Origin of the sequence: Streptomyces sp. WMMB303, from assembly GCF_029351045.1 — a bacterium.
Lineage (GTDB): Bacteria > Actinomycetota > Actinomycetes > Streptomycetales > Streptomycetaceae > Streptomyces.
Genome location: NZ_JARKIN010000001.1, coordinates 1,764,375 through 1,787,864 on the forward strand (window position 1 = coordinate 1,764,375; position 23,490 = coordinate 1,787,864).

A 23,490-nucleotide genomic window follows, 5' to 3' on the forward strand; every position below is an offset into this window, starting at 1 on the left:
TCCTCCTCGTGTGGGGGGTGCGCATGTGGGGTGCGCGATCGGCACGCTAGAGGCATGGTCACGAGCAGGACAAGAGTTCGATGGATCGCCCGACCGAAGAGCAATTACCCAACGAGCGGTCATACTTGGCGATTCGGGCGTGACTCGGATGCCCCTGACTGCCGAAGCCAGCCGAGGCTCGCGGCACGCATCCCGAGCTGGAACCGGGTCGTCGCCCCCAGCCGCCCCATCAGCCCGTGCAGCCGGCGCTGGAAGGTGCGGTAGCTGATGCCGAGTTGCCGGGCCATCACCTGGTCGGTCAAACCGGTGGCCAGCAGGGCCAGCAACTTGGCCTCCTGCGCGGTCGGGCCGTCCGGGGCACCGGGGCTGCGGCCCGAGAGGTACTCCGAGATCGGCAGCGCCCGGCCCCACAGCACCTCGAAGAAGTCACACAGCACCTCCAGCAGTCCGGAGGGGTGCACGACGACGCTGCTGGCCAGCTCGTTCGGCGCGGCGCGCAGCGGGATCAGCGCCATGCAGTCGTCGGCGATCAGCATCTTCGTCGGCGTGTCGGCCATCACCCGGGCATCCTCGCCCAGTTCGGCCGCGGCGCCGATGTCCGTGTCGAACCGGTGGGAGGTGGCGAGCCCGTCGGTGTCGTAGATGACCCGGTAGTTGACGCCGCGCCGCAGCATCTGGGCCTGCACCGGCATCATGCCGGTCTTCGGGTCGAGCCGGTCGGGGTCGCTGTTGGCGTAGGGCGGCCGGTCGATGCCCCGGATCTCGGCGCGCGCACTGCGCTGGAGTTGGTCGACCTGGCGGATCACGGCGGCCCGCCCCGTGACGATCTCCACCAGTTCCAGGGGGTCACGGCCCGCCGCCTGGGCACGGAACCGGGCGGCCAGGTGCTGGATGTGCCGCCGCGTACGATGGATCTCCTCCTCGCGGGCGAGCAGCAGCGACTCGAAGGCGATCTCCGGCGCCACCGGCAGATAGCGCTCGGCGCCTCTGCTGCCCCGGTCCGCGGGGAAGCGCCCCACCAGGTTGAGTCTCTCCAGCGCGGCGAGTGCGGCCCGCACCCGCGCGGCTCCCACTCCCGCCGCCGCCCGCAACTCGCTGACGGTCACGGCGCCGTCCACCAGCGCCTCGTAGACCTGCTGCTGGACGGGATCGAGATCAAGAGCCTCCAACATGCTGGGCATCCTGTGTGCGGTGGCGAGTTCACGTCAATGACCGAACGCCGCCATCGCCTCGTCATATATGCAGGAACCCTGCGAATTCCGACGCGGGACACCGGCGGGATACCCCCGCCGGGCATCCGGCTAGGGTGGCCCCATGCGACCCATGCTGACCGGCGAGCGCACGACCCGCGCCCGCGGCACGTGGTGCGGGCGCCTTCTCCTGCTCGCCGCCCTGCTGTTGGGGATCGTCAGCATGCACACCCTCGGGCACCCCGCCGCCGGACCACGGGAGTCGCCGCGGGTCGCCGCGGACCTCTCCGCGTCCGCGGTCCACGGCGGGAGCACGGAACCGGTCCGGGCCGAGGACGGAGCACTCCCTCCGGCGCATCCGGCGCACCCGCCCCGCCTGCGGGACGGCGCCACCGACCCGGCGGCCGGGTACGAGGATTCCACGCCCCCGGAGCCGGAGCACGGCGGCGGGCACGGGACGGGAACCGACCCGCTCTCCGTCTGTCTGGCCGTACTGGGCGCGTGGACGGCCGCCGCGCTGCTGGGCGCCGCCGTCTCCGTCCTGGCACCGCGCGGCACGGACGGGCGGGAGCCCTGCCGCACCCGGATACGGCGCGCGCTGCGTCCACTTCCGCCGCCGGACACCTCGTCGAGACTCGCGCGGCTGTCGGTCCTGCGGATCTGAGCGGGCCCGCAGGCACACCGCACCGCCGCGCGGGCGGCCACCGGCCGCCCCGGGGTGCGATGTGCCTGCGCCCGTGTTCAGCGCTCGACACCACACCACACGAGGTATGCGCATGCGTTCCCTTCCCGCCCGCCGGACCGTTCTGGGCGCCGCCGCCCTGGCCGCCACCGGTCTGACCGCCGGCTGCGCCGACCGCGGCCGACCCGACACCGCCGACGCCGAGGGCACCGGCGGCCACGTCCGGCCCGACGGCCCCGAGGTCCGGGCCGCCGAGGCCCGGCGCCCGCACGGCCGCACCCGGCGGGTGCGGCTCACCGCCACCCGCACCCGGCTCGCGCTGGGCTCCGGAGTCACCGTCCCCACCTGGGCCTACGGAGACCGGATCCCCGGCCAGGAGATCCGCGCCACCGCGGGCGGCACCCTGGAGCTCACCCTCGCCAACCACCTCCCGGCGGCCACGTCGGTGCACTGGCACGGGCTGGCCCTGCGCAACGACATGGACGGCGTCCCCGGGCTCACCCAGCGGGAGATCCGGCCGGGCGCGGACTTCACCTACCGGTTCGCCGTCCCCCACCCCGGCACCTACTGGTTCCACCCCCACTCCGGCCTGCAGCGGGACCGGGGACTGTACGCGCCGCTGATCGTGGAGGACCCGAGGGAGCCGCTGCGCTACGACAAGGAGTGGGTGGTCGTCCTGGACGACTGGCTGGACGGCGTGGACGGCGCCACCCCCGACAGCGTCCTGGCCGCACTGCGCCGCGGCATGGGGCACGGCGGAGACGGCTCCGACGGAGACGGCAGCGGGGACGCGCACGGCATGCACGGCATGCACGGCATGCTGGGCACCGGCGCCCGGCCGTCCGCCGCGGCCGGGCCGTCCACCGCCGCGGGCACCGGCAGCCCGCTGCTGGGCGGCGACGCGGGCGACGTGGACTACCCGCACCACCTGGTCAACGGCCGCACCCGGACGGACCCGGAGACCTTCCGCGCGAAGCCGGGCGACCGCATCCGCGTCCGCCTGATCAACGCGGGCGGCGACACCGCCTACCGGGTCGCGCTGGGCGGGCACCGGATGACCGTGACCCACACCGACGGCTACCCCGTCGAGCACACCGCCACCGACACGCTGCTGCTCGGCATGGGCGAGCGCTACGACGTCCTGGTCACCGCGGGAGACGGCGTCTTTCCCCTCACCGCGCTGGCCGAGGGCAAGAAGGGGACCGCCCGCGCGCTGCTGCGCACCGCGCCGGGTTCCGCGCCCCCGGCCGCGGCCCGCCCGCAGGAGCTGTCCGGCACTCCGCTGACCGCGGGGAGGCTGACGGCCGCGGACGCGGTCCGGCTCGCTCCCCGCCAGCCGGACCGGACCGTCACCCTGCGGCTGACGGGCTCCATGGCCCGGTACGACTGGGGCATCGGCGGCCGGCAGTACGACCCCCGGCGGCGGCACCCCGTGACGGCGGGCGAGCGGGTGCGGCTGCGCTTCGTGAACACCACCAGCATGTGGCACCCGATGCATCTGCACGGCCACACCTTCGCGCTGCCGGACGGCGGTCCCCGCAAGGACACCGCGATCGTGCTGCCGGGCAGGACGCTGGAGGTGGACTTCGACGCCGACAACCCGGGCCTGTGGCTGGCGCACTGCCACAACGTCTACCACAGCGGGTCGGGAATGATGACGGTCCTCGGCTACCGCGCGTAGTACCCGGGCGCGGTCCCCGGGCGCGGTCTCCGCACGAACGGCGCACCGGAGCCTGCCGGACGGCGCGGTGCGGGTCCCGGGTGCGTCCCGGGCCCGCCCCCGGGGGCCGGCCGGGGACCGGCACCGGATGGGTGCCCCGAGCCATAACGTCAGCCCGACGATTACACTCGGGTGCGTGGCTCACCTACGTCTCGCGCTGAATCAGATCGACTCCACCGTCGGCGACCTGGAGGGGAACGCCGCCGCGGTCCTCCGCTGGACCCGGCACTCCGTCGAACGGGGCGCCCACCTGGTCGCGTTCCCGGAGATGATGCTGACCGGCTACCCGGTCGAGGACCTGGCGCTGCGCAGGTCGTTCGTGGAGGCGAGCCGCACCGCCGTGCGGGAACTCGCCCGGCGGCTGGCCGACGAGGGGCTCGGCGAGGTGCCGGTCGTCGTCGGCTATCTGGACCGCTGCGCGCAGGCCCGGCCGCACTACGGCCAGCCCGCGGGCGCTCCGCAGAACGCGGCCGCCGTGCTGCACCGGGGCGAGATCGTCCTGACCTTCGCCAAGCACCACCTGCCGAACTACGGGGTCTTCGACGAGTTCCGGTACTTCGTGCCGGGCGACACCATGCCGGTCGTCCGGGTGCACGGTGTCGATGTCGCGCTCGCCATCTGCGAGGACCTCTGGCAGGAGGGCGGCCGGGTCCCGGCGGCGCGCAGTGCGGGGGCCGGACTGCTGCTGTCGGTCAACGCCTCGCCCTACGAGCGGGACAAGGACGACACCCGGCTGGAGCTGGTGCGCAAGCGGGCGCAGGAGGCGGGCTGCACCACCGCCTACCTGGCGGAGGTCGGCGGCCAGGACGAACTGGTCTTCGACGGCGACTCGATCGTCGTGGACGCCGACGGGCAGGTGCTGGCGCGGGCGCCGCAGTTCGAGGAGCGGTGCGTCGTCCTGGACCTGGAGCTGCCCGCGGCCGCCGCGGCCCCGCCGTCGGGCGAGGTGGACGACGGGCTGCGCATCGACCACCGGGTGGTCTCCGCCGAACCGCTGCCCGCCTACCCGCCGGAGGCCGTCGGCAGCGAGGCACCGCGGCTGGCCGACGACGAGGAGATCTACACCGCGCTGGTGGTCGGACTGCGCGCGTACGTGGTCAAGAACGGCTTCAGCTCGGTGCTGATCGGGCTCTCCGGCGGCATCGACTCGGCGCTGACGGCCGCGATCGCCTGCGACGCGGTCGGAGCCGAGCACGTGTACGGCGTCTCGATGCCCTCACGCTACTCCTCCGAGCACTCCCGGGAGGACGCGGCCGAACTCGCCGAGCGCACCGGACTGCACTTCCGCACCGTCGAGATCGAGCCGATGTTCGCGGCCTACATGGACTCACTGGGCCTCACCGGGCTCGCGGAGGAGAACCTCCAGGCGCGACTGCGCGGCACGGCGCTGATGGCCCTCTCCAACCAGGAGGGCCCCATCGTGCTGGCCCCGGGGAACAAGTCGGAGCTGGCGGTGGGCTATTCGACGCTGTACGGAGACGCGGTGGGCGCCTACGGCCCGATCAAGGACGTCTACAAGACGAACGTGTTCCGCCTGGCGACCTGGCGCAACCGCGCGGCCGAGGAGCGCGGCCACACTCCGCCCATCCCCGAGCGCTCGATCACCAAGCCGCCCAGTGCCGAGCTGGCCCCCGGGCAGGTGGACAGCGATTCGCTGCCCGACTACGACATCCTCGACCGCATCCTGAAGCGCTACGTCGACGGCGACCAGGGCGCCGAGGCGATCATCGCGGCGGGCTTCGACGCGGAGACCGTGACCCGGGTGCTGCGGATGACGGACCGGGCCGAGTACAAGCGCCGGCAGTACCCACCGGGCACGAAGATCTCCCCCAAGGGGTTCGGCAAGGACCGCCGCCTGCCGATCACCAACCGGTGGCGGGAGGGCTGACGGCCCGGCCGCAGCAGCCGTCGGCCGCGTGCGGCCGGCGGCCTTCCGGTCGCCGGCTCCGACGGGCCGCGAAGTCCGGAACCCGGGGCCCTCAGCCGCCGGAGGGGACCTCCACCGGGGCCTCCTGCGCCCGGGCGACCACGCGCGAGTCGCCGCGGTCCAGTACGCCCGCCGTCACGGCGATGGCGAGTCCGGTCAACGCGAGCACGGCGCCGACCAGGGTGGGGGAGGTCCAGCCCCAGCCCGCGGCGATGACGACACCGCCGAGCCAGGCGCCGCCCGCGTTGGCCAGGTTGAACGCCGAGTGGTTGGAGGCGGAGGCGATCGTGGGCGCGTGTGAGGCCGCCCGCATCACCAGCATCTGGACCGGCGTGGTGATCAGGAAGCCGACCGCGCCCAGCAGCCCGACCAGCAGCAGCGCCGCCCACTTCACCGGTGCCGCGAAGTGGAAGGCCACCATGAGCACGGCCATCAGCCCGAGGGCCGCGTACAGGGTGCGGCGCGGGGCGCGGTCGGTCAGCGGCCCGGCGATCAGGGTGCCCAGGGTCATGCCGATGCCGAAGAGCGCCAGCACCCAGGTGACCGACGTCTCGGCGAGTCCGGTGACCTCCGTCATCATCGAGGCGAGGTAGCTGTAGACGGCGAAGACGCCGCCGAAGCCGAAGACCGCGGTCAGCAGTCCGAGGACGACCTGGCGGTTGCCCAGGGCGCGCAGTTCGTGGCGCACGCCGCCCTGGTGCTCCAGCGGTATCCGCGGCACGAGCAGCGCGAGGGCCGTCATGGCGAGCAGCCCGATGAGGGTGACGACCACGAAGGTGGCGCGCCAGCCGAGTTGCTGGCCGAGCGCGGTGCCGCCGGGTACGCCGACGATGTTGGCGACGGTCAGCCCCAGGAACATGGTGGCCACGGCGCGGGCCGCCCGGCCCTCCCGGACGAGCCGGGCCGCGACCACCGCGCCGACCCCGAAGAAGGCACCGTGCGGCAGTCCCGCCAGCAACCGCCCGGCCAGCAGGGTGCCGAAGCCGGGAGCGAGCGCCGAGGCGAGGTTGCCGAGCGTGAACAGGCCCATGAGCAGCAGCAGCATCAGTTTGCGCGGCACACGGGCGCCGACGGCGGTCAGCAGCGGGGCGCCGAGGACGACGCCGAGGGCGTAGGCGGACACCAGGTATCCGGCGGTCGGCACGGAGGTGCCGAGATCGTCGGCGACGTTCGGCAGCAGGCCCATCATCACGAACTCTGTGGTGCCGATACCGAAGGCGCCCACGGCGAGTGCGAGCAGAGCCACAGGCATGCGGAGAGAACCTTTCGAAGCGGGCGGGGCCCCGGCGGGATGCGGCGTCGCGTGCCGGGCACCGGGGAGTACCGCGCGCCGGGCGGCAGGGCGGCCCCGGCGCGGCACGGTGCGGTGTAAGAGGGTGAGGTGGTGCGGAGGGGAAGGAGCGGACAGTGGCCGGAGGCGGCACTGCCCCCTATGTATTGCTCCGCAACAAAGTCTCGCAGCCAGATGTTCCAGGGTGCAAAACGAGCCCGCCGCCGGCGGCCGCCGGAGCGGTCCCGGCCGGTTCAGTCCGCCAGGTCGATCGTCGCCGCGATCGGCAGGTGGTCGCTGTCCGTCGCGGGGAGCGTCCAGGCCGAGACGGGGTCGGCTCCCTTGAGCATGATCTGGTCGATCCGGGCCATCGGGAAGGAGGCGGGCCAGCTGAACCCGAAGCCGTCGCCCGCCGCACCCTGCGCGGAGCGCATCTGGGAGGTGATGGGCGCGAGCGCACGGTCGTTCATGGTGCCGTTGAGGTCGCCGAGGAGGAGAACCCGATCGGCGCGGTCGCGGGCGATCGCCTCGCCGAGCGCCTCGGCGCTGCCGTCCCGCTGCCCGGCGGTGAAGCCGGAGCGGAACTGCACGCGCACCGAGGGCAGATGCGCGGCGTAGACGGCGACCTCGCCCTTCGGGGTGCGCACCGTGGCACGCATCGCGCGTGGCCAGCCCATCTTGATGTCGACGGTCCTGACGCCGGAGAGCGGATACTTGCTCCAGATCCCGACCGTGCCCGTGAGCTTGTGGTACGGGTGCGTGCGCTCGAGGGCCGCCCGGTAGGTGCCGGCCTGTGACGAGGAGACCTCCTGCAGCGCGATGACGTCGGCTCCGGAGTCGACCAGCGCCTCGGCGGTGCCGCGCGGGTCGGGATTGCCGGCGTTGACGTTGTGGGTGACGACGGTCAGATCGCCGGCGGCGCCGCCGGTCTTGTCGCTGAAGAGGCCACCGAACAGGTTCACCCACATCAGTGCGGGCACCAGCAGTGCGACCAGCGCCGTGGCCGAGCGGCGCAGCACAGCCGCGACCAGCAGCACCACGATCAGCAAGCCGCCCCAGGGCAGGAAGGTCTCCCACAGCGAACCCAGGTTGCCGACCGCGTTGGGCACCTCGGCGTGCAGGAAGAACGCCAGCCCCAGCAGCAGCGCGACCGCCGCGAGGACCAGGCCGCGCCGCCAGGTGCCCGGACCCCATCGGCCCGGAGCGCCGCCCCCCGGCAGCCGGCCGGACCAGCGGGACCAGAGTCCCCGCCGCCCGTCGCCGTCCTCGCGGTACGTGGCCTCCGACGTGTACGCGCGCGCCATCCGCCGTCCTCACTTGCCTGTGCTGGTGCTCGATGAACGATAGGCGATAACGGTTTTCATCCAGTCGAACCCTGCGGTCCCACCGGCGCTTCCGCCCTGACTCCGGTTTGCGGAGTCGAGAGGAGGACGAGGCGCGGCGCTCCGGGAGTTCCGGCAGGTCGGGGCCGGACCGCGACTGTGACACAACCCGGACACCCGGTGGCGGCAGCGGTTCGCCGCGGCGCGCCCGCAGGCCGTTCACCCCGGTGTCGCGGCGGACCCATTCATGATCCACTTCTAGACGGGGCCCCTACCGGACCGCGGAGGGGCGTGCCAGCATGGACCTGGATCCGGAGACGCCGTTGGGGCGCTTCGAGACGACAACAGGAGTCAACGCCATGCCGCAGACGCTCTACGGGGGCACCCGTAATCGCCGTGTGACCGTGCGCGACCTCGCACTCGCCAAAGAGCGGGGCGAGAAGTGGCCCATGCTCACCGCCTACGACGCGATGACCGCCTCCGTCTTCGACGAGGCCGGTATCCCCGTCATCCTGGTCGGCGATTCGATGGGCAATTGCCACCTCGGCTACGAGACGACCGTGCCGGTCACCATGGACGAGATGACGATGCTGACGGCCGCGGTGGTGCGGGGCACCAGCCGCGGCCTGATCGTCGCCGACCTGCCGTTCGGCTCGTACCAGGAGGGGGAGGTGCAGGCGCTGCGCAGCGCCACCCGGTTGGTCAAGGAAGCCGGCGCGCAGGCCGTCAAGATCGAGGGCGGGGAGCGCTCGGCCGACCGGATCGGCCTGCTGGCGCGCTCCGGCATCCCCGTGATGGCACACATCGGGCTCACCCCGCAGTCCGTGCACGCCATGGGCTACCGGGTGCAGGGGCGCGGCGAGGAGGCGGCTTCGCAGCTCATGCGGGACGCCAAGGCCGTGCAGGACGCCGGAGCCTTCGCGCTGGTCCTGGAGATGGTCCCCGCACCGGTCGCCGCCGAGGTGACCCGGGACCTGCAGATCCCGACGATCGGCATCGGCGCCGGGAGCGAGTGCGACGCACAGGTTCTGGTGTGGACCGACATGGCGGGCCTCACCCCCGGCAAGCTGCCGCGCTTCGTCAAGCAGTACGCCGCGCTGCGCTCGGTGCTGGGTGACGCGGCCCGCGCGTTCGCCGAGGACGTCACCACCGGCGCCTTCCCGGCCGCCGAGCACTCCTACGAGTGAGCCGGACCGGCGCCGCCCCGCCCCCGGGCACCCGGTGACGGTGGTGCGCAGCGCAGCGGCCCGCCGGTGACGGCGGCAGCCCGCCGACAGCGCTTCCCGGTGCTGTCGGCGGGCTGTCGGTCGTTTGTCAGTGGCGGCTGTCATATTGGCCGCATGACGCGAGAGAAGACGACGAACGCGGTCGAGGTCCGCGGGCTGGTCAAACACTTCGGGGAGACGAAGGCGGTCGACGGCATCGACCTCGACGTGCGCGAAGGCACCGTGATGGGTGTGCTGGGCCCCAACGGCGCGGGCAAGACGACGCTCGTCCGGATGCTCTCCACCCTGCTGCAGCCCGACGGGGGCACGGCGAAGGTCGCCGGGTACGACGTGGTGCGCCAGCCCCGCGAGCTGCGCCGCACGATAGGTCTGACCGGCCAGTACGCCTCGGTGGACGAGAAGCTGTCGGGCTGGGAGAACCTGTACATGATCGGGCGGCTGCTCGACCTGTCCCGCTCCCAGTCCCGCGAGCGCGCGGACGAACTGCTGGAGCGGTTCTCCCTGACCGAGGCGGCCCGGCGCCCCGTGATGAAGTACAGCGGCGGTATGCGCCGCCGGCTCGACCTGGCGGCCTCCATGATCGGCCGCCCCAGGGTGCTCTACCTGGACGAGCCCACCACCGGTCTCGACCCCCGCACCCGCAACGAGGTGTGGGACGAGGTCAAGAACATCGTGGCCGACGGCAACACCGTCCTGCTCACCACCCAGTACATGGAGGAGGCGGAGCAGCTCGCCGAGGAGCTGACCGTCATCGACCGCGGCCGGATCATCGCCGAGGGCCGGGTGCCCGAGCTGAAGGCAAAGGTCGGCGGCCGCACCCTGGAGGTCCGCCCGACGGACCCCGGCGAGCTGCAGCGGATGGTCGGCGCGCTGGCCCAGGCCGGGCTGGACGGGCTGGCGGGCGCCACGGCCGACGAGGCGGCGGGCGTGGTCAGCGTCCCGATCGTCAGCGACGAGCAGCTCACGGCCGTGGTCGCGCTGTTGGGCGAGCGCGGCTTCGCGATCGCCGACATCGCCACCCATCTGCCCAGTCTGGACGAGGTGTTCCTCGCCCTCACCGGCCAGAAGGCCACCCACCAGGACGACGACAACGAGCTCGAGGAGGTCGCGGCGTGAGTACCGCCACCGTCAAAGCGCCCCAATCCGGGGAGTCCCCGACCGGGTCCGGGACGGGCAGCGGCTCCGCGCCCGGGAAGCCCGGCACGGTGGAGGGCCGGATCGGGCTCAAGGCCAATCTGCGGCACATCGGCGCGCTCGTGCGGCGCAACGCCCTGCAGATCAAGCAGGACCCCGAGTCGATGATGGACGCGCTGTTGATGCCCATCATCTTCACGCTGCTGTTCGTCTATGTCTTCGGCGGCGCCATCGGCGGGAACGGCGCCAGCGGCGACCGGGACCAGTACGTGCAGTATCTGATCCCCGGCATGATGGGCATGATGGGCATGTCCATCGCCATGGCGGTCGGCACGGGCATCAACGAGGACTTCCGCAAGGGCGTGATGGACCGCTTCCGGGCCATGCCGATCGCCCGCTCGTCGGTGCTCATAGCCAAGTCGGTCGTCGAGATCGGCCGGATGCTGGTCGCCGTGACCGTCCTGCTGACCGTGGGCTTCCTGAACGGCTTCGAGATCAACGGCCACTGGCTGGGGATGCTGGCCGCCATCGGACTGACCGCGCTGTTCGGCGCCTCACTGCTGTGGATCTTCATCCTGCTGGGTCTGACGATGAACACGGCGCAGGCCGTGCAGGGTGTCTCGTTCCTGGTGCTGATGCCGCTCCAGTTCGGTTCCTCGGTCTTCGTGCCGCCGGGCACCATGCCCGACTGGCTGAAGGCGTTCACCGACGTCAATCCGCTCACCCACCTCGCCGATGCGGCACGCGGGCTGATGCTCGGTCAGGGCGAGGTCGCCAACCCGGTGATGTGGACGGTGATCTGGTCGGTGGGGCTGACGGTCGTCACCGCGCCGATCGCCATCGCGAAGTTCCGCAAGAAGACCTGAGGATGCCGGGTGCCGCCGTCGGCCCTGCCGTGGCGGTCCCGGTCGGCAGCGGGGTCGGCGGCGGTCCCGGGCGCGCGGCGCCCGGGACGGCTGCACCCCGGTTCAGGCGTCGCGCACCAGCGCGACGGCTTCCGCCAGAGTGAGGCCCGCACCGGAAGCGTAGGCCCGCGCGTACGCTCCTCCCGCGGGCAGTGCTTCCCGCACGGCCGCTTCGGCGGCCCTCCGCGACTCACGCTCGACGGGGTGCGGGAAGTGCCCCTCCGGCAGCTTCGAGAGGCCGTCGTAGCCACCGATCAGGCGCCCGCCCTCGGCGGCCCGGCCGAGCAGGGCCAGGGCCCGTGCGGCGGTGAGCAACTGGCTCAGTGTCAGGTGCGGGGCGATGGCCTCCGCCACCACCTCGCGGGTCTTGACGATCGACTCCTGGACGGTGGCCAGCGCCTCGGCGCCCCGGCCGTCCTCGACGTACGTCCAGGCCAGCACACCCTCGATCATCCCCGCGAAGAGCTGCGGGACCCGCTCGGCGAACTGGTCGACCAGCGGGATCAGCAGCGCCCGCGCCCGGGCGGTCCGGCCCAGCCGGGTGAGGTGGATGGCCCACTGCACGGCAGCGAAGTTGGGGCCTTCGCCACCCATGTGCTCCGATTCCTCTGTGGCCTCCTCCATCAGCCGCTCGCCCTCGGCGACCTGTGCCGGGTCACCCAGCTCCACCAGCACCGAGCCCAACCGGGACTTGAGCTGCGGCACCTGGCTGTACGCCCCGAGCTGATCGGCCCGGGCGATGGCGTGCCGGCAGTCCTCGGCGGCCCGTGCGAACTCCCCCCGGGCGGTGAGCGCCTCGGCGCGGCCCGAGAGCGCCTCGGCCTCTCCCCAGGCGTCCCCGACCCGGCGGAAGATCTCCAGGCTCTCCGCCGCGTCCATGGCCGACCGGTCCCAGGTCTCGGGGTGATCGCTGGTGAGTTTGGCGCGGAGCTGGAGGGCGAAGGCCAGCTCCCATTCGTAGCCCAGTTCGCGGCAGCCCGCCACGAAGGCGTCGGACAGTTCCGCGAGCTTGCCCACCTCACCGGTCATCAGCCAGGCGAAGAACCACATGCAGCCGGGGATCCGGCACACCTGCGGCATGCCCGGTGAGTAGACCCGGGTGATGGTGCGCAGCTCCGCCTGCCGCTGCGGACTCGACAGCTCCTGCACGCCCTCCTCCGCGTCCGCCAGCACCATCAGCCGCGCCCCGCGCCGGGCCTCCCACAGCTGCTCCTCGCTCATGGGCGGCGGTTTCGCGGTGCACGGCTCGTAGAGCGGCGGCGCGGGGCGGACCGGGGTGGCGAAGGGGTCGGGGCCGAGTGCCAGCGCGGCGTCCCCCCAGTGGCGCGCGTCGCCGCGGTGGCCGCGCAGCTGCCAGAACCAGCTCATGGACAGGATCATGCACAGCGCCTCGTGCTCGTCCCCGGTGGCGACGGCTCGGCGCAGTGCGGCACGGATGTTGTCGTGCTCGCGCTCCAGCCGGTCCAGCCAGGCGACCTGCTGTGGCCCGCGCAGCAGCGGATCGGCGTTCCGGGCCAGTTCGCGGTAGACGACCAGATGGCGGCGCTCGGCGTGCTCCCGTTCGCCCGGTACCGCGTCCAGCTTCTCGGCGGCGTACTCGGCGACGGTCTCCAGCAGCCGGTAGCGCATCCCGGCCGCGTCGTCGGGGGCGGCCACCACCAGCGACTTGTCGACAAGGGAACTCAGCAGTGCGGCGATGTCCCCGTCCGTCCGCTCGGCCAGATCCGCGCACACCTCCTCGACCTGCTCAAGCCGGCAGCCACCCACGAAGACCGACAGCCGGCGCAGCACGTCCCGCTCCGCCGCGTCCAGCAGCTCCCACGACCAGTCGACCACCGCGCGCAGCGTCTGCTGTCGCGGCAGCACCGTCCGATTGCCGCTGTTCAGCAGCCGGAACCGCTGGTCGAGACGGCGGGCGAGCTGACCCGGGGTCAGCGAACGCAGCCGGGCCGCCGCCAGCTCGATCGCCAGCGGCAATCCGTCCAGCCGGCGGCAGATCTCCGCACACGCCGCCGGATCGTCCTCGACCCGGAACCCGGGACGCGCGGAGGCACCCCGTTCGGCCAGCAGCCGCAGCGCCACCGGGTCCGGCAGCGGCTCGACCGGGCGGACGAACTCACCCGGCACACCGAGCGGTTCCCGGCTGGTGGCCAGCACGCTGACCCCCGGGCACTCCACCAGCAGCCGCTCCACCACCCGCGCCGCCGCCCCGACGAGATGCTCGCAGTTGTCCAGCACCAGCAGCATCCGGCGGGCCGCGCAGCGTTCGGACAACTGGGCCAGCGGATCTCCCGCCGTGGGGTCGGAGGCCGCCCGCAGCCCCTCGGCCGTGGTGCCGGTCAGCAGCGTCTCGCGCCCACCGAGCGCGGTGAGCACCGCCTCCGCCGTCGCGCCCTGGTCGTCCGGGTCCCGTACGGCGGCGAGTTCGGCAACCCACACGCCGTCCGCCCACTCAGCGCCGCGCTCCGCGCGGGCCCGCGCCGCCGCCTCCAGCGACAGCCGCGTCTTGCCCGCCCCACCGGGTCCGGTCAGCGTCACCAGCCGCGCCGCACCCAGCTCCCGGCACAGCGACTCGATCTCGCCCTCCCGACCCACGAACGAGGTCAGACCGGCCCGCAGATTCCCCGGCGCCCGCCGGGAGGGCCGTCCCGCGGCGGGCTCCGCGGAACGCTCCGGGACGGGCGCCGGAGGATCGTCGGCCAGCAGGCGGGCGTGCAGCTCGCGAAGTTCGGCACCCGGGTCGGTGCCGAGCTGGTCGGCGAGCCGGGCGCGGACCGCCTCGTAGGCGGCCAGCGCCTCGGCGGTACGGCCCGCGTCGCGCAGCGCGCGCAGCAGGACCGCCTGCAGCGGCTCGTCGATCGGGTGCTCGGCGGCCAACTGCCGCACCGAGGGCAGCACTTCCTCCGCCCGGCCGAGTGCGAGCGCCGCCTCGGCCCGCTGCCGGCGGGCGCCCAGCGCACGGTCGGCGGCGCGGACACCGGCGGCCCCGCCCCCGTCGGGAAGGTCGCTCAGCGCGGGACCGTGCCACAGGGCGAGGGCGTCGTCCAGGAGGTCGGCGGCCTTGGCGGGATCGTCGTCGGCGAGCGCGGCGGCCCCTTCGGCCGCCAGCCGCTCGAAGCGGTACAGATCGATGTCGTCGCGGTCGGCCACCAGCCGGTAGCCGCCTTCCCCGGAGCCCACCGCCTCCCGGCCCAGGGATCTGCGCAGCCGTCCGACGAGCGCCTGGAGCGCCGCCGTCTCATCGGCCGGCGGGTCCTCGCGCTCCCCCCACACCGATGCAGCGAGCTCGCCGGAGCGCACCGTGCGGCCCCCCGCGAGGGCGAGCGCGGTCAGCAGGGCGCGCAGCCGCGCTCCCCCGATCGGCACGGCGGTGCCGTCCTGGCGGAGGGCCTGGGTGGTTCCCAGAACGCGATAGAGGTAGCGCACCCTCACATACTGCCATCGGCCGCCCGGAACCCGGCGGGCAGACGGCCGGCAGACGGCGGGCACGGTCCGCTCCGGCGCCTTCCGGGCGACCGGGAGCGATTTCCGGGGACGGTTTCCGGAGATCCGGGGGCCGGAGCGCGGACGGGAGGCAGACCGCGGGCCGCTGGGGCGTGCGCGTGCCACCGGACGCCGAACGGGCCGGGCGCACAGTGGAGTCCGTGCGACCCGGCCCGTGGCGTGCCCGTCGATCAGGCGCGGCGGCAGTCCTTACCGCGGACCCACTTGGGGGTGTTGGCGTAGCCGGAACCGCCGTGCCTGCTCATGCAGAGCACCTTGTGGTGGCCGTGCCGGGTCTTGATGGTGAACGGTCCGCGGATGTCGCCGCGACGCGGGGCGTTGATCGCGTGGCACCGGCCGCTGCCGACCGCGGCGTGGTGGTGGTCGCGGTGGTCCCACTCCAGCCGATCGCAGACGTAGCCACGCTTGTGGTGGTGACCGCCGTCCGGCCCGTCACCGGCCACCGCCGCCACCGGGGCCATGCCCACCAGCGCGGTCGCCATCGCCGCCACCACGGTCAGGGCCCGTGCGCGGCGGGTTGTTGCCGTCTTCCTCATCTGGCTGTCCTTTCCACTTCCCGCGTCTGCTCCGCCCCTGTCGGCGGGACGTCGGGAGATGTGCGTTCGCACCGGTTCAGAACAGCAGGCTTCGCGGCTTCTGGTCCGGAATCCGCCGTAACATCACTCTTTGAGCGAGTCCACACCACCCTGTCGGTGGCATTGGCAGCGCGCGGGAGAGGGAACGGCGCTCGCCGCCTCGCGCAGGACGCGCAGCGCCACCCTGACCGCCGGGCGACGCAGCAGCCCGTCCCGGGTGACCGCGAACAGCCGGCGGGTGGGCGTGGGCTCCAGAGGACGCAGCGCCACCCCGGCGGGCAGCGGCCCCCGCCCCAGCCGGGGCAGCAGGGCGATGCCCAACCCCGCCGCGACCAGGGCGACCTGAGTCTGGAACTCGGCCACGTAGTAGGCGACGTCCGGCTCCTGGCCCGCGGTGCGCAGCGTCGTGTGCAGCCAGTCGTGGCAGACGGTGCCCGGCGGCTGGCACACCCAGCGACGGCCGGCCAGATCCGCCGTCTCCAGGGTGTCCAGCGCGGCCAGCGGATGTCCGTCCGGCACCAGCACCTCGCAGGTGTCCTCGCCCAGCGGAACGCTGCGCACTCCCTCGGGTGCGGGCATCGGGGCGATGTCCCAGTCGTGGGCCAGGGCCAGATCGATCTCACCCTTGGCCACCAGCCCCACCGACAGGTGCGGATCGACCTCCGACATCCGCAGGTCCAACTGCGGGTGCTCGGCGGCGAGTTCGGCCAGCACCCGGGGCATCAGCCCGCGAGCGCCGCTGGGGAAGGCGGCGAGCCGCAGTTGGCCCGCAGGGTACCCCTTGCGCTGCTCCAGCGCGACCTCGGCCCGTTCGACGAGGCCGAGCACCTCCTCCGCGGTACGCACCAGCATCAGCGCGTCGTCGGTGAGGGCGATGCCACGCCCGGCCCGCTCCAGCAGTGCGGTACCGGTCTCCCGTTCCAGCTTGGCGACCTGCTGGGAGACGGCGGACGGGGTGTAGCCGAGCGCCTGCGCGGCCTTGCCCACCGAACCGTGCAGGTGGACGGCGTGCAGCGCACGCAGTCTGGACAGGTCGAGCACGACTCTGCGCCCCTCTCCGGTTTCCGCGCCCGCACGGCGGGCACGGCGATCCAGCAGCACGGACGATTCAGCATTGCTGAATCCAACCATGAAGAAGCCTGTGCTGGTACTGAACGGTCCGGACCGCGACGATCGAAGCATGCGTCTGCGTCCCCTCCACTGCGCCCTCGCCGTGCTCGTCGCCGCCGTCTGGGGCGTCAACTTCGTCGTCATCGAGGTCGGGCTGCGGCACTTTCCGCCGCTGCTCTTCTCCGCGCTGCGCTTCCTGGTCGCCGCGCTCCCCGCCGTCTTCCTCGTCCGCCGGCCCGGCGTCGCGCTGCGCTGGATCGTCGCTGTCGGACTGGCCCTGGGGGTGGCGAAGTTCGGGCTGCTGTTCATCGGGATGCGCGCCGGGATGCCCGCGGGGCTCTCCTCGCTCGTCCTCCAGGTGCAGGCGGTCTTCACCGCCGTCTTCGCCGCCGCGTTCCTGCGCGAACGCCTCGGCCGGGTGCGGCTGGCCGGTATGGCGGTGGCGCTCACCGGGATCGCGGTGGCCGGCGCGGGGCAGGGCTCGGCGGGTCCGCTGGGCGGCTTCCTCCTGGTCGTCGCGGCGGCCGCGGCCTGGGGCGTGTCCAACGTACTGACCCGCAAGGCGGCACCCCCGGACGCGCTCTCGTGGATGGTGTGGGTGAGTCTCGTCCCCCCGCTGCCGCTGGCGGTGCTCTCCCTCCTCTTCGAAGGCCCCGCCGCCGACCTCGCGGCGCTGCGCTCCCTCGACCCGGGCGGACTCGGCGCCGTCTGCTTCGTCGCCTGGGTCGCGACCCTCTTCGGCTTCGCCGCCTGGGGATTCCTGCTGCGGCACTACGACGCCTCGTCCGTGGCGCCCTTCTCGCTGCTGGTGCCGGTCTTCGGCATGACCTCGGCAGCGGTACTGCTGGGCGAGCGCGTCACCGCGCTGGACGCCCTGGCCGCCGCGTTGCTGATCGGCGGGGTCACGCTGGTGTCCCTGGCGGGACGGCGCGGCGGACAGCTGGTGGCGGCCGGGGCACGCGGGGCGGCGACGGCAGAGGAGCCCCCGGCAGCATCCTCCGCGACGTCCCCCGCAGCGCCCGGAGCAGCGCCGAAGTCCGCCGCGGGGGCGCCGTAGCGCTGCTCCGAGGCCGCCGCGGAGCGCGGGAACCGAGCCGGACCCGGCGGCGGCAGGGCACACGGGGTACAGAGCGTCCGACACGGGTCGATGCCCCGCTCCCTGCGCACCAACGGCCGGTGTCGGGCGCGGGGTTCGCGGGGTCCGGCCGCTGCGGGTACGGTCTGGCCCCATGACCAGCACCGCCACCCACCCGGACCACCACCGGATCAGTCCGGTCTTCCTCGGACTCGTCGCGATCATGGCGGTCTCCGGCTGGGCCGTCTGGGCCGGCTGGGCCGAGGTGACGGGCGTCGCCGTGTTCTTCTTCGTGGTCTCCGGATGGATCATCTCGCTGTGCCTGCACGAGTACGCGCACGCGCGGTCGGCGCTGCGGGCCGGAGACGTGTCCGTGGGGGCGAAGGGCTATCTGACGCTCAACCCGCTGCACTACACGCACGCCATGCTCAGCATCGTGCTGCCGGTGCTCTTCGTCGTCCTCGGCGGCATCGGTCTGCCCGGCGGTGCGGTCTACATCGAGCGGGGCCGGATCAGGGGCCGCTGGAAGCACAGTCTGATCTCGGCGGCCGGACCGCTGACGAACGCGCTGTTCGCGGCCGTGCTCACGGCGCCGTTCTGGCTCGGCGCCATGCACGACGTCCCCGTCGCCTTCCGCTGCGCACTGGCCTTTCTCGCGCTGCTCCAGGTGACCGCGGCGCTGCTGAACCTGCTGCCGGTCCCCGGCCTCGACGGTTTCGGGGTCCTGGAACCCTGGCTGTCGCCCCGCGCCCGGCAGCAGGCGGAGCCCCTCGCCCCGTTCGGGCTGTTGATCGTCTTCGGATGCCTGTGGATTCCGCAGGTCAACGAGGTCTTCTGGGACTTCGTCGACACCCTGCTGCGGGGTCTGGACGTCTCCGAACCGGAGACCTACCTGGGGCTGGAGTACTTCCGCTTCTGGGAGGGCGAACCCCAGAACGTGTTCGTCCCCTGAGCGAGCCGCCTCAGATGTCCCGGTGCTCCGCGGCCCGGGCCGTCCTGCGGTGGTAGTACCAGGCCATGTTCGAGGTCAGGCCCGCCAGCAGTACCCAGACGACACCGAGCCAGCTCCCGTTGGCGAAGGAGACCACGGCCGCGACGGCGGCCAGGACACAGATGAGGGTCGCGTAGCGGGCGAGGCCCTTGGGCATGCGGCGGGCGGGGGCTGGCATGGCTCGGTCTCCAACGAGGGGTGCGGTGGTGCGCTGCGTACGCACGGATGTGCGCACCCGATATTGTCCCTCACCCCTCCCGGCGGGCGGCGCGGCGCCCGTACAGGACGTCGGCGACGGCCACCACCAGCGCGGCCGCGACGAAGCACACGGCGGTGAGCAGACCGTAGTCCAGTGCGGTCGCCCAGTTGCGGCTGCCGGCCAGCCGGGCGAAGAAGACCGCGCCCACCGCGGCGATCCCGGCGGCCGAACCGATCCGCTGCCCGGTCTGGATCACTCCTCCCGCCGCCCCGCCCTGCGCGACCGGCACCGAGCGCAGGGCCAGGGTCTGGTTCGGGGAGATGACCAGCCCTGAGCCGAGCCCGGCCCACAGCATCGGCCCGGTCAGCGCCCAGCCCACCCCACCGTTCTGCACCTCGTGCACCGCGAGCGCCGCGCCCGCGAGACCGGTCAGGACCAGACCCAGCCCGACGGCGATCAGCGGACGGCCCACGCGGGTGATGAACCGGCCGCCGATCGCCGACGAGATCGCCGAGCCGACGGCGAAGGGCGTCAGGGTGAGTCCGGCCTGCAGCGCGGTGTAGCCCATGCCGTTCTGCAGAAAGAGGGTGAAGATGAAGAAGATCGTGGTGAACCCGGCGAAGTAGACCAGCCCCAGCAGGGCGCCCAGCGAGTAGGAGCGGTCCCGGAAGAGCCGCAGGTCCACCAGGGGTTCCCCGCCCCGCCGCTGGTAGACCCGCTCCCACCCCACGAACGCGCAGATCAGCAGCGCGCCGACGGGAACCAGCAGCCACTTGCCCTGGCCCTGCCACTGCCGCTCCTCCACCAGGGGCAACATCAGCGCGAGCACCCCCGAGCCCAGCAGCGCCACACCGACGGGGTCGAGGCTGTGCCGGTGCCCGGTGTCGCGCTCGGCACAGGCGTGCGGCACCAGCCGCAGCGCGAGCAGGAACGCGACGATGCCGATGGGCAGGTTCACGAAGAAGACCCAGCGCCAGCCCTCCGTCGCGCCGAAGATCTGGATGAGCAGCCCGCCCAGCAGCGGTCCGACGGCGGTGGACAGGCCGATCGTGGAGCCGAGCAGGCCGAACGCCTTGCCGCGCTCGGCCCCCCGGAAGAGCTGCTGGATCATTCCGGAGATCTGCGGCATCAGCAGTCCGCCACCCACCCCCTGCACCGCGCGGGACCCCACCAGCCATCCGGCGCCCTGGGCGAAACCGCAGGCCATGGATGCGGCGGTGAACAGGACCAGCCCGCCGAGGAAGGCGGTGCGTCTGCCCAGCGCGTCCCCGACCCGGCCGGCGGGAACGAGGACGAGCCCGAAGGTGAGGGCGTATCCGGAGACGACCCAGGAGAGGGCGGACTGCGAGGCGGCCAGCCCCTTCTCGATCGCGGGCAGCGCGACGTTCACGATGGAGACGTCCAGCAGGGACATGAAGCCGACGATCAGGCACACCGACAGCGCCTTCCAGCGCCGCGGATCCGGCGTGTACGGCTCCTCGTCCGCCGTCGTCCCGGCCCGCCCGGAGGCGGGTTCGGGCTGCTGTGCCATCAGTTCCTCCCCGGCGGGCGCGCGCCGCGACCCGCCTTCGCCGACCCCATCATGGTCGGGGTGCGGTCCGCATGTCCGCGACGCGCCCGGCCCGGGACCGCCGGGTCGGCAGCGGTGTGCGTGACCTTCCGGTGCGCGGGCGCGCGCGCAGCACACGAACGCACGCTCCAAAGTATTCAAGTTTGACTAGAGTGAAGGCATGGGAGAAACCACCGTTCCGATCCTGCCCTGCCGGACCCTCCAGCCCGTCCTCGACTTCTACACGCCCCTCGGCTTCGAGGTGACCTTCCTGCAGCGGCGCCCCAACCCCTACGCGGTCGTCCAGCGCGGCGGCATACACCTGCACTTCTTCGGCATGAAGGACTACGAGCCGACCGCGTCGTACAGCACCTGCTGCATCCGGACCGACGATGTCGACGCCCTGCACGCGGCCTTCCGGACCGGGCTCAGAGCGGCCTACGGGCGCGTCCCCGTCCGCGGACTGCCCCGCATCGGACCGCTCAAGGACACCTCGTACGGCGCCCGGCAGTTCCTGATGACCGACCCCGGCGGCAACTGCCTGCGCATCGCCCAGCCGAAAGACGACGCCCCGCGGCACCGGCCGGCGCCGCGGGGCACCTTCCCCCGCGCCCTGCACCACGCCGCCCTCCTCGCCGACTCCAAGGAGGACCTGCCCGGCGCCGCGCGGATCATCGACCGCGCACTCGGAATCCGGGACGAGCAACCCGCGCCCACGGAGCTGCTGCGCCTGCTGGTACTGCGCGCGGACCTCGCGCAGCGCAGCGGAGACACGGAAACCTCGCGCCGGGTGCAGGCCGAGGCCGAGAAGGCCGCCGGTCGGCTGACGGCCGGGGAACGGGAGGCAGTGCGCGACGACCTCAGACGGCTCGCGACGCTGCGGGACGGGATGTGAGCATCGGGCCGGACCCGGGCCCGGGCCCCGGACCACGAGGCCCGACGGACTCGACAAACCCGACGGGCCCGGGCGGGGGCGGAGCTGAGCGGTCGGCGTCAGCGCGCGAGAGCGACCGGCATCAGCGGTGCCGGTCGACCGCCGGACCGCGGTCCGGCGCCCGGCCGCGGGCCTGGCCCGCGAGCCGGGTGGCCAGCTCCGTCACCTGCTCCTCGGAGAGCCGGGTGCGGTGCTCGCCGATACTGAGGACGAGGGCGACATCGCCCTCCCCGGTGACCGGCAACCGCACCGCGGCGACGTTCCCGCTGGAGGCGAGCAGGGCCTCGCCCCGCTTCGCGCGCTGCGCCCGGCCCGCGTAGTCGAGCAGGTCGTCCATGGGGATGCCCGCGTCGTGCTGGATCTGCGGAAGCAGCACGCTGACGGCGTACCCCTTGGCGACACCGACGGTGAAGAGGCGCACCTGCTCCTCGCCGAGGCGGTAGCCGCAGTCCACCAGCGCACCGTCCGACTGCGCCAGCGGCGAGTCGGCGCCGTCGGGCAGCTCGCCCTCGACGGAGCCGTCCTCGACACCGCCGTGCACGCCCGCGGCCCGCGCCGCAGCGGCCACATCGTAGGGGACGGGACAGCGGGATCCCGGCTCGGCGGCCATCCGCCCGACGGCGGCGACACTCAGCGGCGCGGACGCGGACCGCTCACCCCGGCCGTCACCGCGGTTGTCACCGCCGCCGTCGTCACGCCCGCCGCCGTCCTCACCCAGGCCGGAGCAGCTCGCGAGCACAGCGGCGATCACCACGGCGACCGTCAGGCCCCCGCCGGGGATCCGCCACCTGCCCACCCCGCTGCGCTCCTCAGATGTCGGTGAGCCGGACACCCGCGTGCGCCTTGTAGCGCCGGTTGACGGAAATGAGGTTGGCCACCAGGGACTCCACCTGGTGCGCGTTGCGCAGCCGCCCGGCGAACACCCCGCGCATCCCGGGGATCCGCGAGGCCAGCGCCTGCACGATCTCGCAGTCCGCCCGCACCTCGCCCAGCACCATCACATCGGTCTCGATCTCCTCGACCTCCGGGTCGGAGAGCAGCACGGCGGACAGATGGTGGAACGCGGCCGTCACCCGCGACTCCGGCAGCAGCGCGGCCGCCTGCTGGGCGGCGCTGCCCTCCTCCGGCACCAGCGCGTAGGCGCCCTTCTTGTCGAACCCGAGCGGGTTGACACAGTCCACCACGAGCTTGCCGGTCAGCTCCTCGCGCAGCGACTCGACCGTCTTGGCGTGCCCCTCCCACGGGACGGCGACGATGACGATGTCGGACTCCCGGGCGCAGGCGGCGTTGTCCGCGCCGCGCACCCCGTGCCCGATCTCGTCGGCGGCCTGCTGCGCCCGCTCGGCGGCCCGCGACCCGATGATGACGGCCAGCCCGCTCCGCGCGAGCCGGTACGCCAGCCCGCGCCCCTGGTCCCCGGTGCCCCCGAGCACCCCCACCGTCATCCCGGACACGTCGGGCAGCTCCCAGGGATCCTTCTTGGGCGCGGCGGCTTTGGCATCGGACGAGGCAGCAGAAGTCATACGGCGCATCCTGCCATCGCTCGCCGAGGGCTACGCGGCGACCACCTCGTGAGGGTGATCACGTCGCCGCCACCCGACGTGAAGATGATCACTCCCTCATCGAGCGCATTCCAGACACCGGAAACAAGTAGCCGATCACCCACCTTGGCAAGGCAGCTTCTTCTCGATCTGAACTGCGGCAACCTGAGCGAGCTCTCCGAATACCTTGTGGGCTCGATCGGGGTCGTCGTTGAGCGGTGTGTCGTTCGCATAGATGTCAACGAGGAACCTGGTGACCGATCTTTCGGGGCTCTTCTTGGCCCGCACACAGTTAATTGCCGCAACAGCACCGGAGGACCAAGTCACTACGTCATAACGACCGAGATATTTTCTCGAATCAGCTTGGGAGTCGTGCTCTTCGATCAGCTCGCCCGGAGTGCTCGACTCAATGGAATCATTCCGTCTCGCCCATCTCCCCATCACGTACACCGTAACGTCGCCGTCCACGAAGTAATTACAGCCTTGCGAGTCTTTCGGATTCCCCCACTTCCAGTGCTGATCCTCCTCAACTTCCTTGCCGGGACCGAAGAGTGGAGCATAGTACCGCTTGGGAACATCAAGTTCGCAGAGTTTCCTCGGAATCACGTAATCCCGCTCGGGAGACACACCACAGGA

General features: G+C 72.8%; 20 protein-coding genes. 9 read left to right on the forward strand and 11 right to left on the reverse strand.

Annotated features, from left to right (window positions below; translation table 11 throughout):
• Positions 1–119: 119 nt before the first annotated feature.
• Positions 120–1,172, reverse strand: a complete 1,053-nt coding sequence (locus P2424_RS07960) for a LuxR C-terminal-related transcriptional regulator (protein ID WP_276475075.1) — start codon at positions 1,170–1,172, stop codon at positions 120–122.
• A 142-nt stretch (positions 1,173–1,314) separates the two neighbouring features.
• Here P2424_RS07960 and P2424_RS07965 point away from each other — a divergent pair, with 142 nt between their 5' ends.
• From P2424_RS07965 to P2424_RS07975, 3 genes are all read left to right on the forward strand, one after another.
• Entirely contained in the window at positions 1,315–1,854 is a 540-nt protein-coding gene (locus P2424_RS07965) for a hypothetical protein (RefSeq protein ID WP_276475076.1), read from the forward strand.
• A gap of 112 nt (positions 1,855–1,966) precedes the next feature.
• Positions 1,967–3,553, forward strand: coding sequence for a multicopper oxidase family protein (locus P2424_RS07970; RefSeq protein WP_276475077.1), 1,587 nt, complete (start codon positions 1,967–1,969; stop codon positions 3,551–3,553).
• A gap of 175 nt (positions 3,554–3,728) precedes the next feature.
• Positions 3,729–5,480: an NAD+ synthase gene (locus P2424_RS07975; RefSeq protein WP_276475078.1), complete on the forward strand. Its 1,752-nt coding sequence runs from the start codon at positions 3,729–3,731 to the stop codon at positions 5,478–5,480.
• A 91-nt stretch (positions 5,481–5,571) separates the two neighbouring features.
• Here P2424_RS07975 and P2424_RS07980 read toward each other — a convergent pair whose 3' ends face one another.
• Together P2424_RS07980 and P2424_RS07985 are read right to left on the reverse strand one after the other, a co-directional pair.
• Positions 5,572–6,771 carry an MFS transporter gene (locus tag P2424_RS07980; RefSeq protein ID WP_276475079.1) on the reverse strand — a complete coding sequence of 400 codons (1,200 nt, stop codon included), beginning with the start codon at positions 6,769–6,771 and terminating at the stop codon, positions 5,572–5,574.
• 272 nt (positions 6,772–7,043) lie between these two features.
• Complete coding sequence (locus P2424_RS07985; protein WP_276475080.1) at positions 7,044–8,093, reverse strand: endonuclease/exonuclease/phosphatase family protein; 1,050 nt, start codon at positions 8,091–8,093, stop codon at positions 7,044–7,046.
• Positions 8,094–8,470: 377 nt separating this feature from the next.
• Here P2424_RS07985 and panB point away from each other — a divergent pair, with 377 nt between their 5' ends.
• The 3 genes from panB (at position 8,471) to P2424_RS08000 (ending at position 11,337) form a co-directional block, all read left to right on the forward strand.
• On the forward strand, positions 8,471–9,298 hold the full coding sequence (panB, locus tag P2424_RS07990; protein WP_276478874.1) for a 3-methyl-2-oxobutanoate hydroxymethyltransferase: 828 nt from the start codon (positions 8,471–8,473) through the stop codon (positions 9,296–9,298).
• Between the two features lie 153 nt (positions 9,299–9,451).
• Positions 9,452–10,453 (forward strand): ATP-binding cassette domain-containing protein, encoded by a 1,002-nt coding sequence (locus P2424_RS07995; RefSeq protein ID WP_276475081.1) that lies wholly within the window; start codon positions 9,452–9,454, stop codon positions 10,451–10,453.
• Positions 10,450–11,337, forward strand: a complete 888-nt coding sequence (locus P2424_RS08000) for an ABC transporter permease (protein ID WP_276475082.1) — start codon at positions 10,450–10,452, stop codon at positions 11,335–11,337. Before P2424_RS07995 ends, P2424_RS08000 begins: the two co-directional genes overlap by 4 nt.
• Positions 11,338–11,439: 102 nt before the next feature.
• On the opposite strand, the gene P2424_RS08005 is transcribed toward P2424_RS08000, so the two are convergent.
• The 3 genes from P2424_RS08005 to P2424_RS08015 all read right to left on the reverse strand — a co-directional run bounded on the left by P2424_RS08005 (position 11,440) and on the right by P2424_RS08015 (position 16,496).
• Positions 11,440–14,808 (reverse strand): BTAD domain-containing putative transcriptional regulator, encoded by a 3,369-nt coding sequence (locus P2424_RS08005; RefSeq protein WP_276475083.1) that lies wholly within the window; start codon positions 14,806–14,808, stop codon positions 11,440–11,442.
• 242 nt (positions 14,809–15,050) lie between these two features.
• On the reverse strand, positions 15,051–15,416 hold the full coding sequence (locus P2424_RS08010) for a hypothetical protein (protein ID WP_276475084.1): 366 nt from the start codon (positions 15,414–15,416) through the stop codon (positions 15,051–15,053).
• A 123-nt stretch (positions 15,417–15,539) separates the two neighbouring features.
• On the reverse strand, positions 15,540–16,496 hold the full coding sequence (locus P2424_RS08015; RefSeq protein ID WP_276478875.1) for a LysR family transcriptional regulator: 957 nt from the start codon (positions 16,494–16,496) through the stop codon (positions 15,540–15,542).
• A gap of 145 nt (positions 16,497–16,641) precedes the next feature.
• Between P2424_RS08015 and P2424_RS08020 the strand changes: the two genes are divergently transcribed.
• Entirely contained in the window at positions 16,642–17,622 is a 981-nt protein-coding gene (locus P2424_RS08020) for an EamA family transporter (RefSeq protein WP_276478876.1), read from the forward strand.
• 172 nt (positions 17,623–17,794) lie between these two features.
• Positions 17,795–18,592 (forward strand): site-2 protease family protein, encoded by a 798-nt coding sequence (locus P2424_RS08025; protein ID WP_276475085.1) that lies wholly within the window; start codon positions 17,795–17,797, stop codon positions 18,590–18,592.
• Positions 18,593–18,602: 10 nt separating this feature from the next.
• Here the strand turns inward: P2424_RS08025 and P2424_RS08030 are convergent, their stop codons facing one another.
• Positions 18,603–18,809 (reverse strand): hypothetical protein, encoded by a 207-nt coding sequence (locus P2424_RS08030; protein WP_276475086.1) that lies wholly within the window; start codon positions 18,807–18,809, stop codon positions 18,603–18,605.
• A gap of 70 nt (positions 18,810–18,879) precedes the next feature.
• On the reverse strand, positions 18,880–20,361 hold the full coding sequence (locus P2424_RS08035; RefSeq protein WP_276475087.1) for an MFS transporter: 1,482 nt from the start codon (positions 20,359–20,361) through the stop codon (positions 18,880–18,882).
• 199 nt (positions 20,362–20,560) lie between these two features.
• Here P2424_RS08035 and P2424_RS08040 point away from each other — a divergent pair, with 199 nt between their 5' ends.
• The gene (locus P2424_RS08040; protein WP_276475088.1) at positions 20,561–21,274 is read left to right on the forward strand and encodes a VOC family protein; all 714 of its coding nucleotides are present in this window, start codon (positions 20,561–20,563) and stop codon (positions 21,272–21,274) included.
• A gap of 121 nt (positions 21,275–21,395) precedes the next feature.
• Here the strand turns inward: P2424_RS08040 and P2424_RS08045 are convergent, their stop codons facing one another.
• The 3 genes from P2424_RS08045 to P2424_RS08055 all read right to left on the reverse strand — a co-directional run bounded on the left by P2424_RS08045 (position 21,396) and on the right by P2424_RS08055 (position 23,481).
• Positions 21,396–22,109 (reverse strand): hypothetical protein, encoded by a 714-nt coding sequence (locus tag P2424_RS08045; RefSeq protein ID WP_276475089.1) that lies wholly within the window; start codon positions 22,107–22,109, stop codon positions 21,396–21,398.
• A gap of 13 nt (positions 22,110–22,122) precedes the next feature.
• Positions 22,123–22,836: an NADPH-dependent F420 reductase gene (npdG, locus tag P2424_RS08050; RefSeq protein ID WP_276475090.1), complete on the reverse strand. Its 714-nt coding sequence runs from the start codon at positions 22,834–22,836 to the stop codon at positions 22,123–22,125.
• Positions 22,837–22,971: 135 nt separating this feature from the next.
• Positions 22,972–23,481, reverse strand: a complete 510-nt coding sequence (locus P2424_RS08055) for a hypothetical protein (RefSeq protein ID WP_276475091.1) — start codon at positions 23,479–23,481, stop codon at positions 22,972–22,974.
• Positions 23,482–23,490: the final 9 nt, after the last annotated feature.

Coding starts and splice junctions, on each gene's coding strand:
- P2424_RS07960 (WP_276475075.1), bottom strand. CDS start 1,172: ATGTTGGAGGCTCTTGATCTCGATCCCGTCCAGCAGCAGGTCTACGAG.
- P2424_RS07965 (WP_276475076.1), top strand. CDS start 1,315: ATGCGACCCATGCTGACCGGCGAGCGCACGACCCGCGCCCGCGGCACG.
- P2424_RS07970 (WP_276475077.1), top strand. CDS start 1,967: ATGCGTTCCCTTCCCGCCCGCCGGACCGTTCTGGGCGCCGCCGCCCTG.
- P2424_RS07980 (WP_276475079.1), bottom strand. CDS start 6,771: ATGCCTGTGGCTCTGCTCGCACTCGCCGTGGGCGCCTTCGGTATCGGC.
- P2424_RS07985 (WP_276475080.1), bottom strand. CDS start 8,093: ATGGCGCGCGCGTACACGTCGGAGGCCACGTACCGCGAGGACGGCGAC.
- panB (WP_276478874.1), top strand. CDS start 8,471: ATGCCGCAGACGCTCTACGGGGGCACCCGTAATCGCCGTGTGACCGTG.
- P2424_RS07995 (WP_276475081.1), top strand. CDS start 9,452: ATGACGCGAGAGAAGACGACGAACGCGGTCGAGGTCCGCGGGCTGGTC.
- P2424_RS08010 (WP_276475084.1), bottom strand. CDS start 15,416: ATGAGGAAGACGGCAACAACCCGCCGCGCACGGGCCCTGACCGTGGTG.
- P2424_RS08025 (WP_276475085.1), top strand. CDS start 17,795: ATGACCAGCACCGCCACCCACCCGGACCACCACCGGATCAGTCCGGTC.
- P2424_RS08030 (WP_276475086.1), bottom strand. CDS start 18,809: ATGCCAGCCCCCGCCCGCCGCATGCCCAAGGGCCTCGCCCGCTACGCG.
- P2424_RS08035 (WP_276475087.1), bottom strand. CDS start 20,361: ATGGCACAGCAGCCCGAACCCGCCTCCGGGCGGGCCGGGACGACGGCG.
- P2424_RS08040 (WP_276475088.1), top strand. CDS start 20,561: ATGGGAGAAACCACCGTTCCGATCCTGCCCTGCCGGACCCTCCAGCCC.
- npdG (WP_276475090.1), bottom strand. CDS start 22,836: ATGACTTCTGCTGCCTCGTCCGATGCCAAAGCCGCCGCGCCCAAGAAG.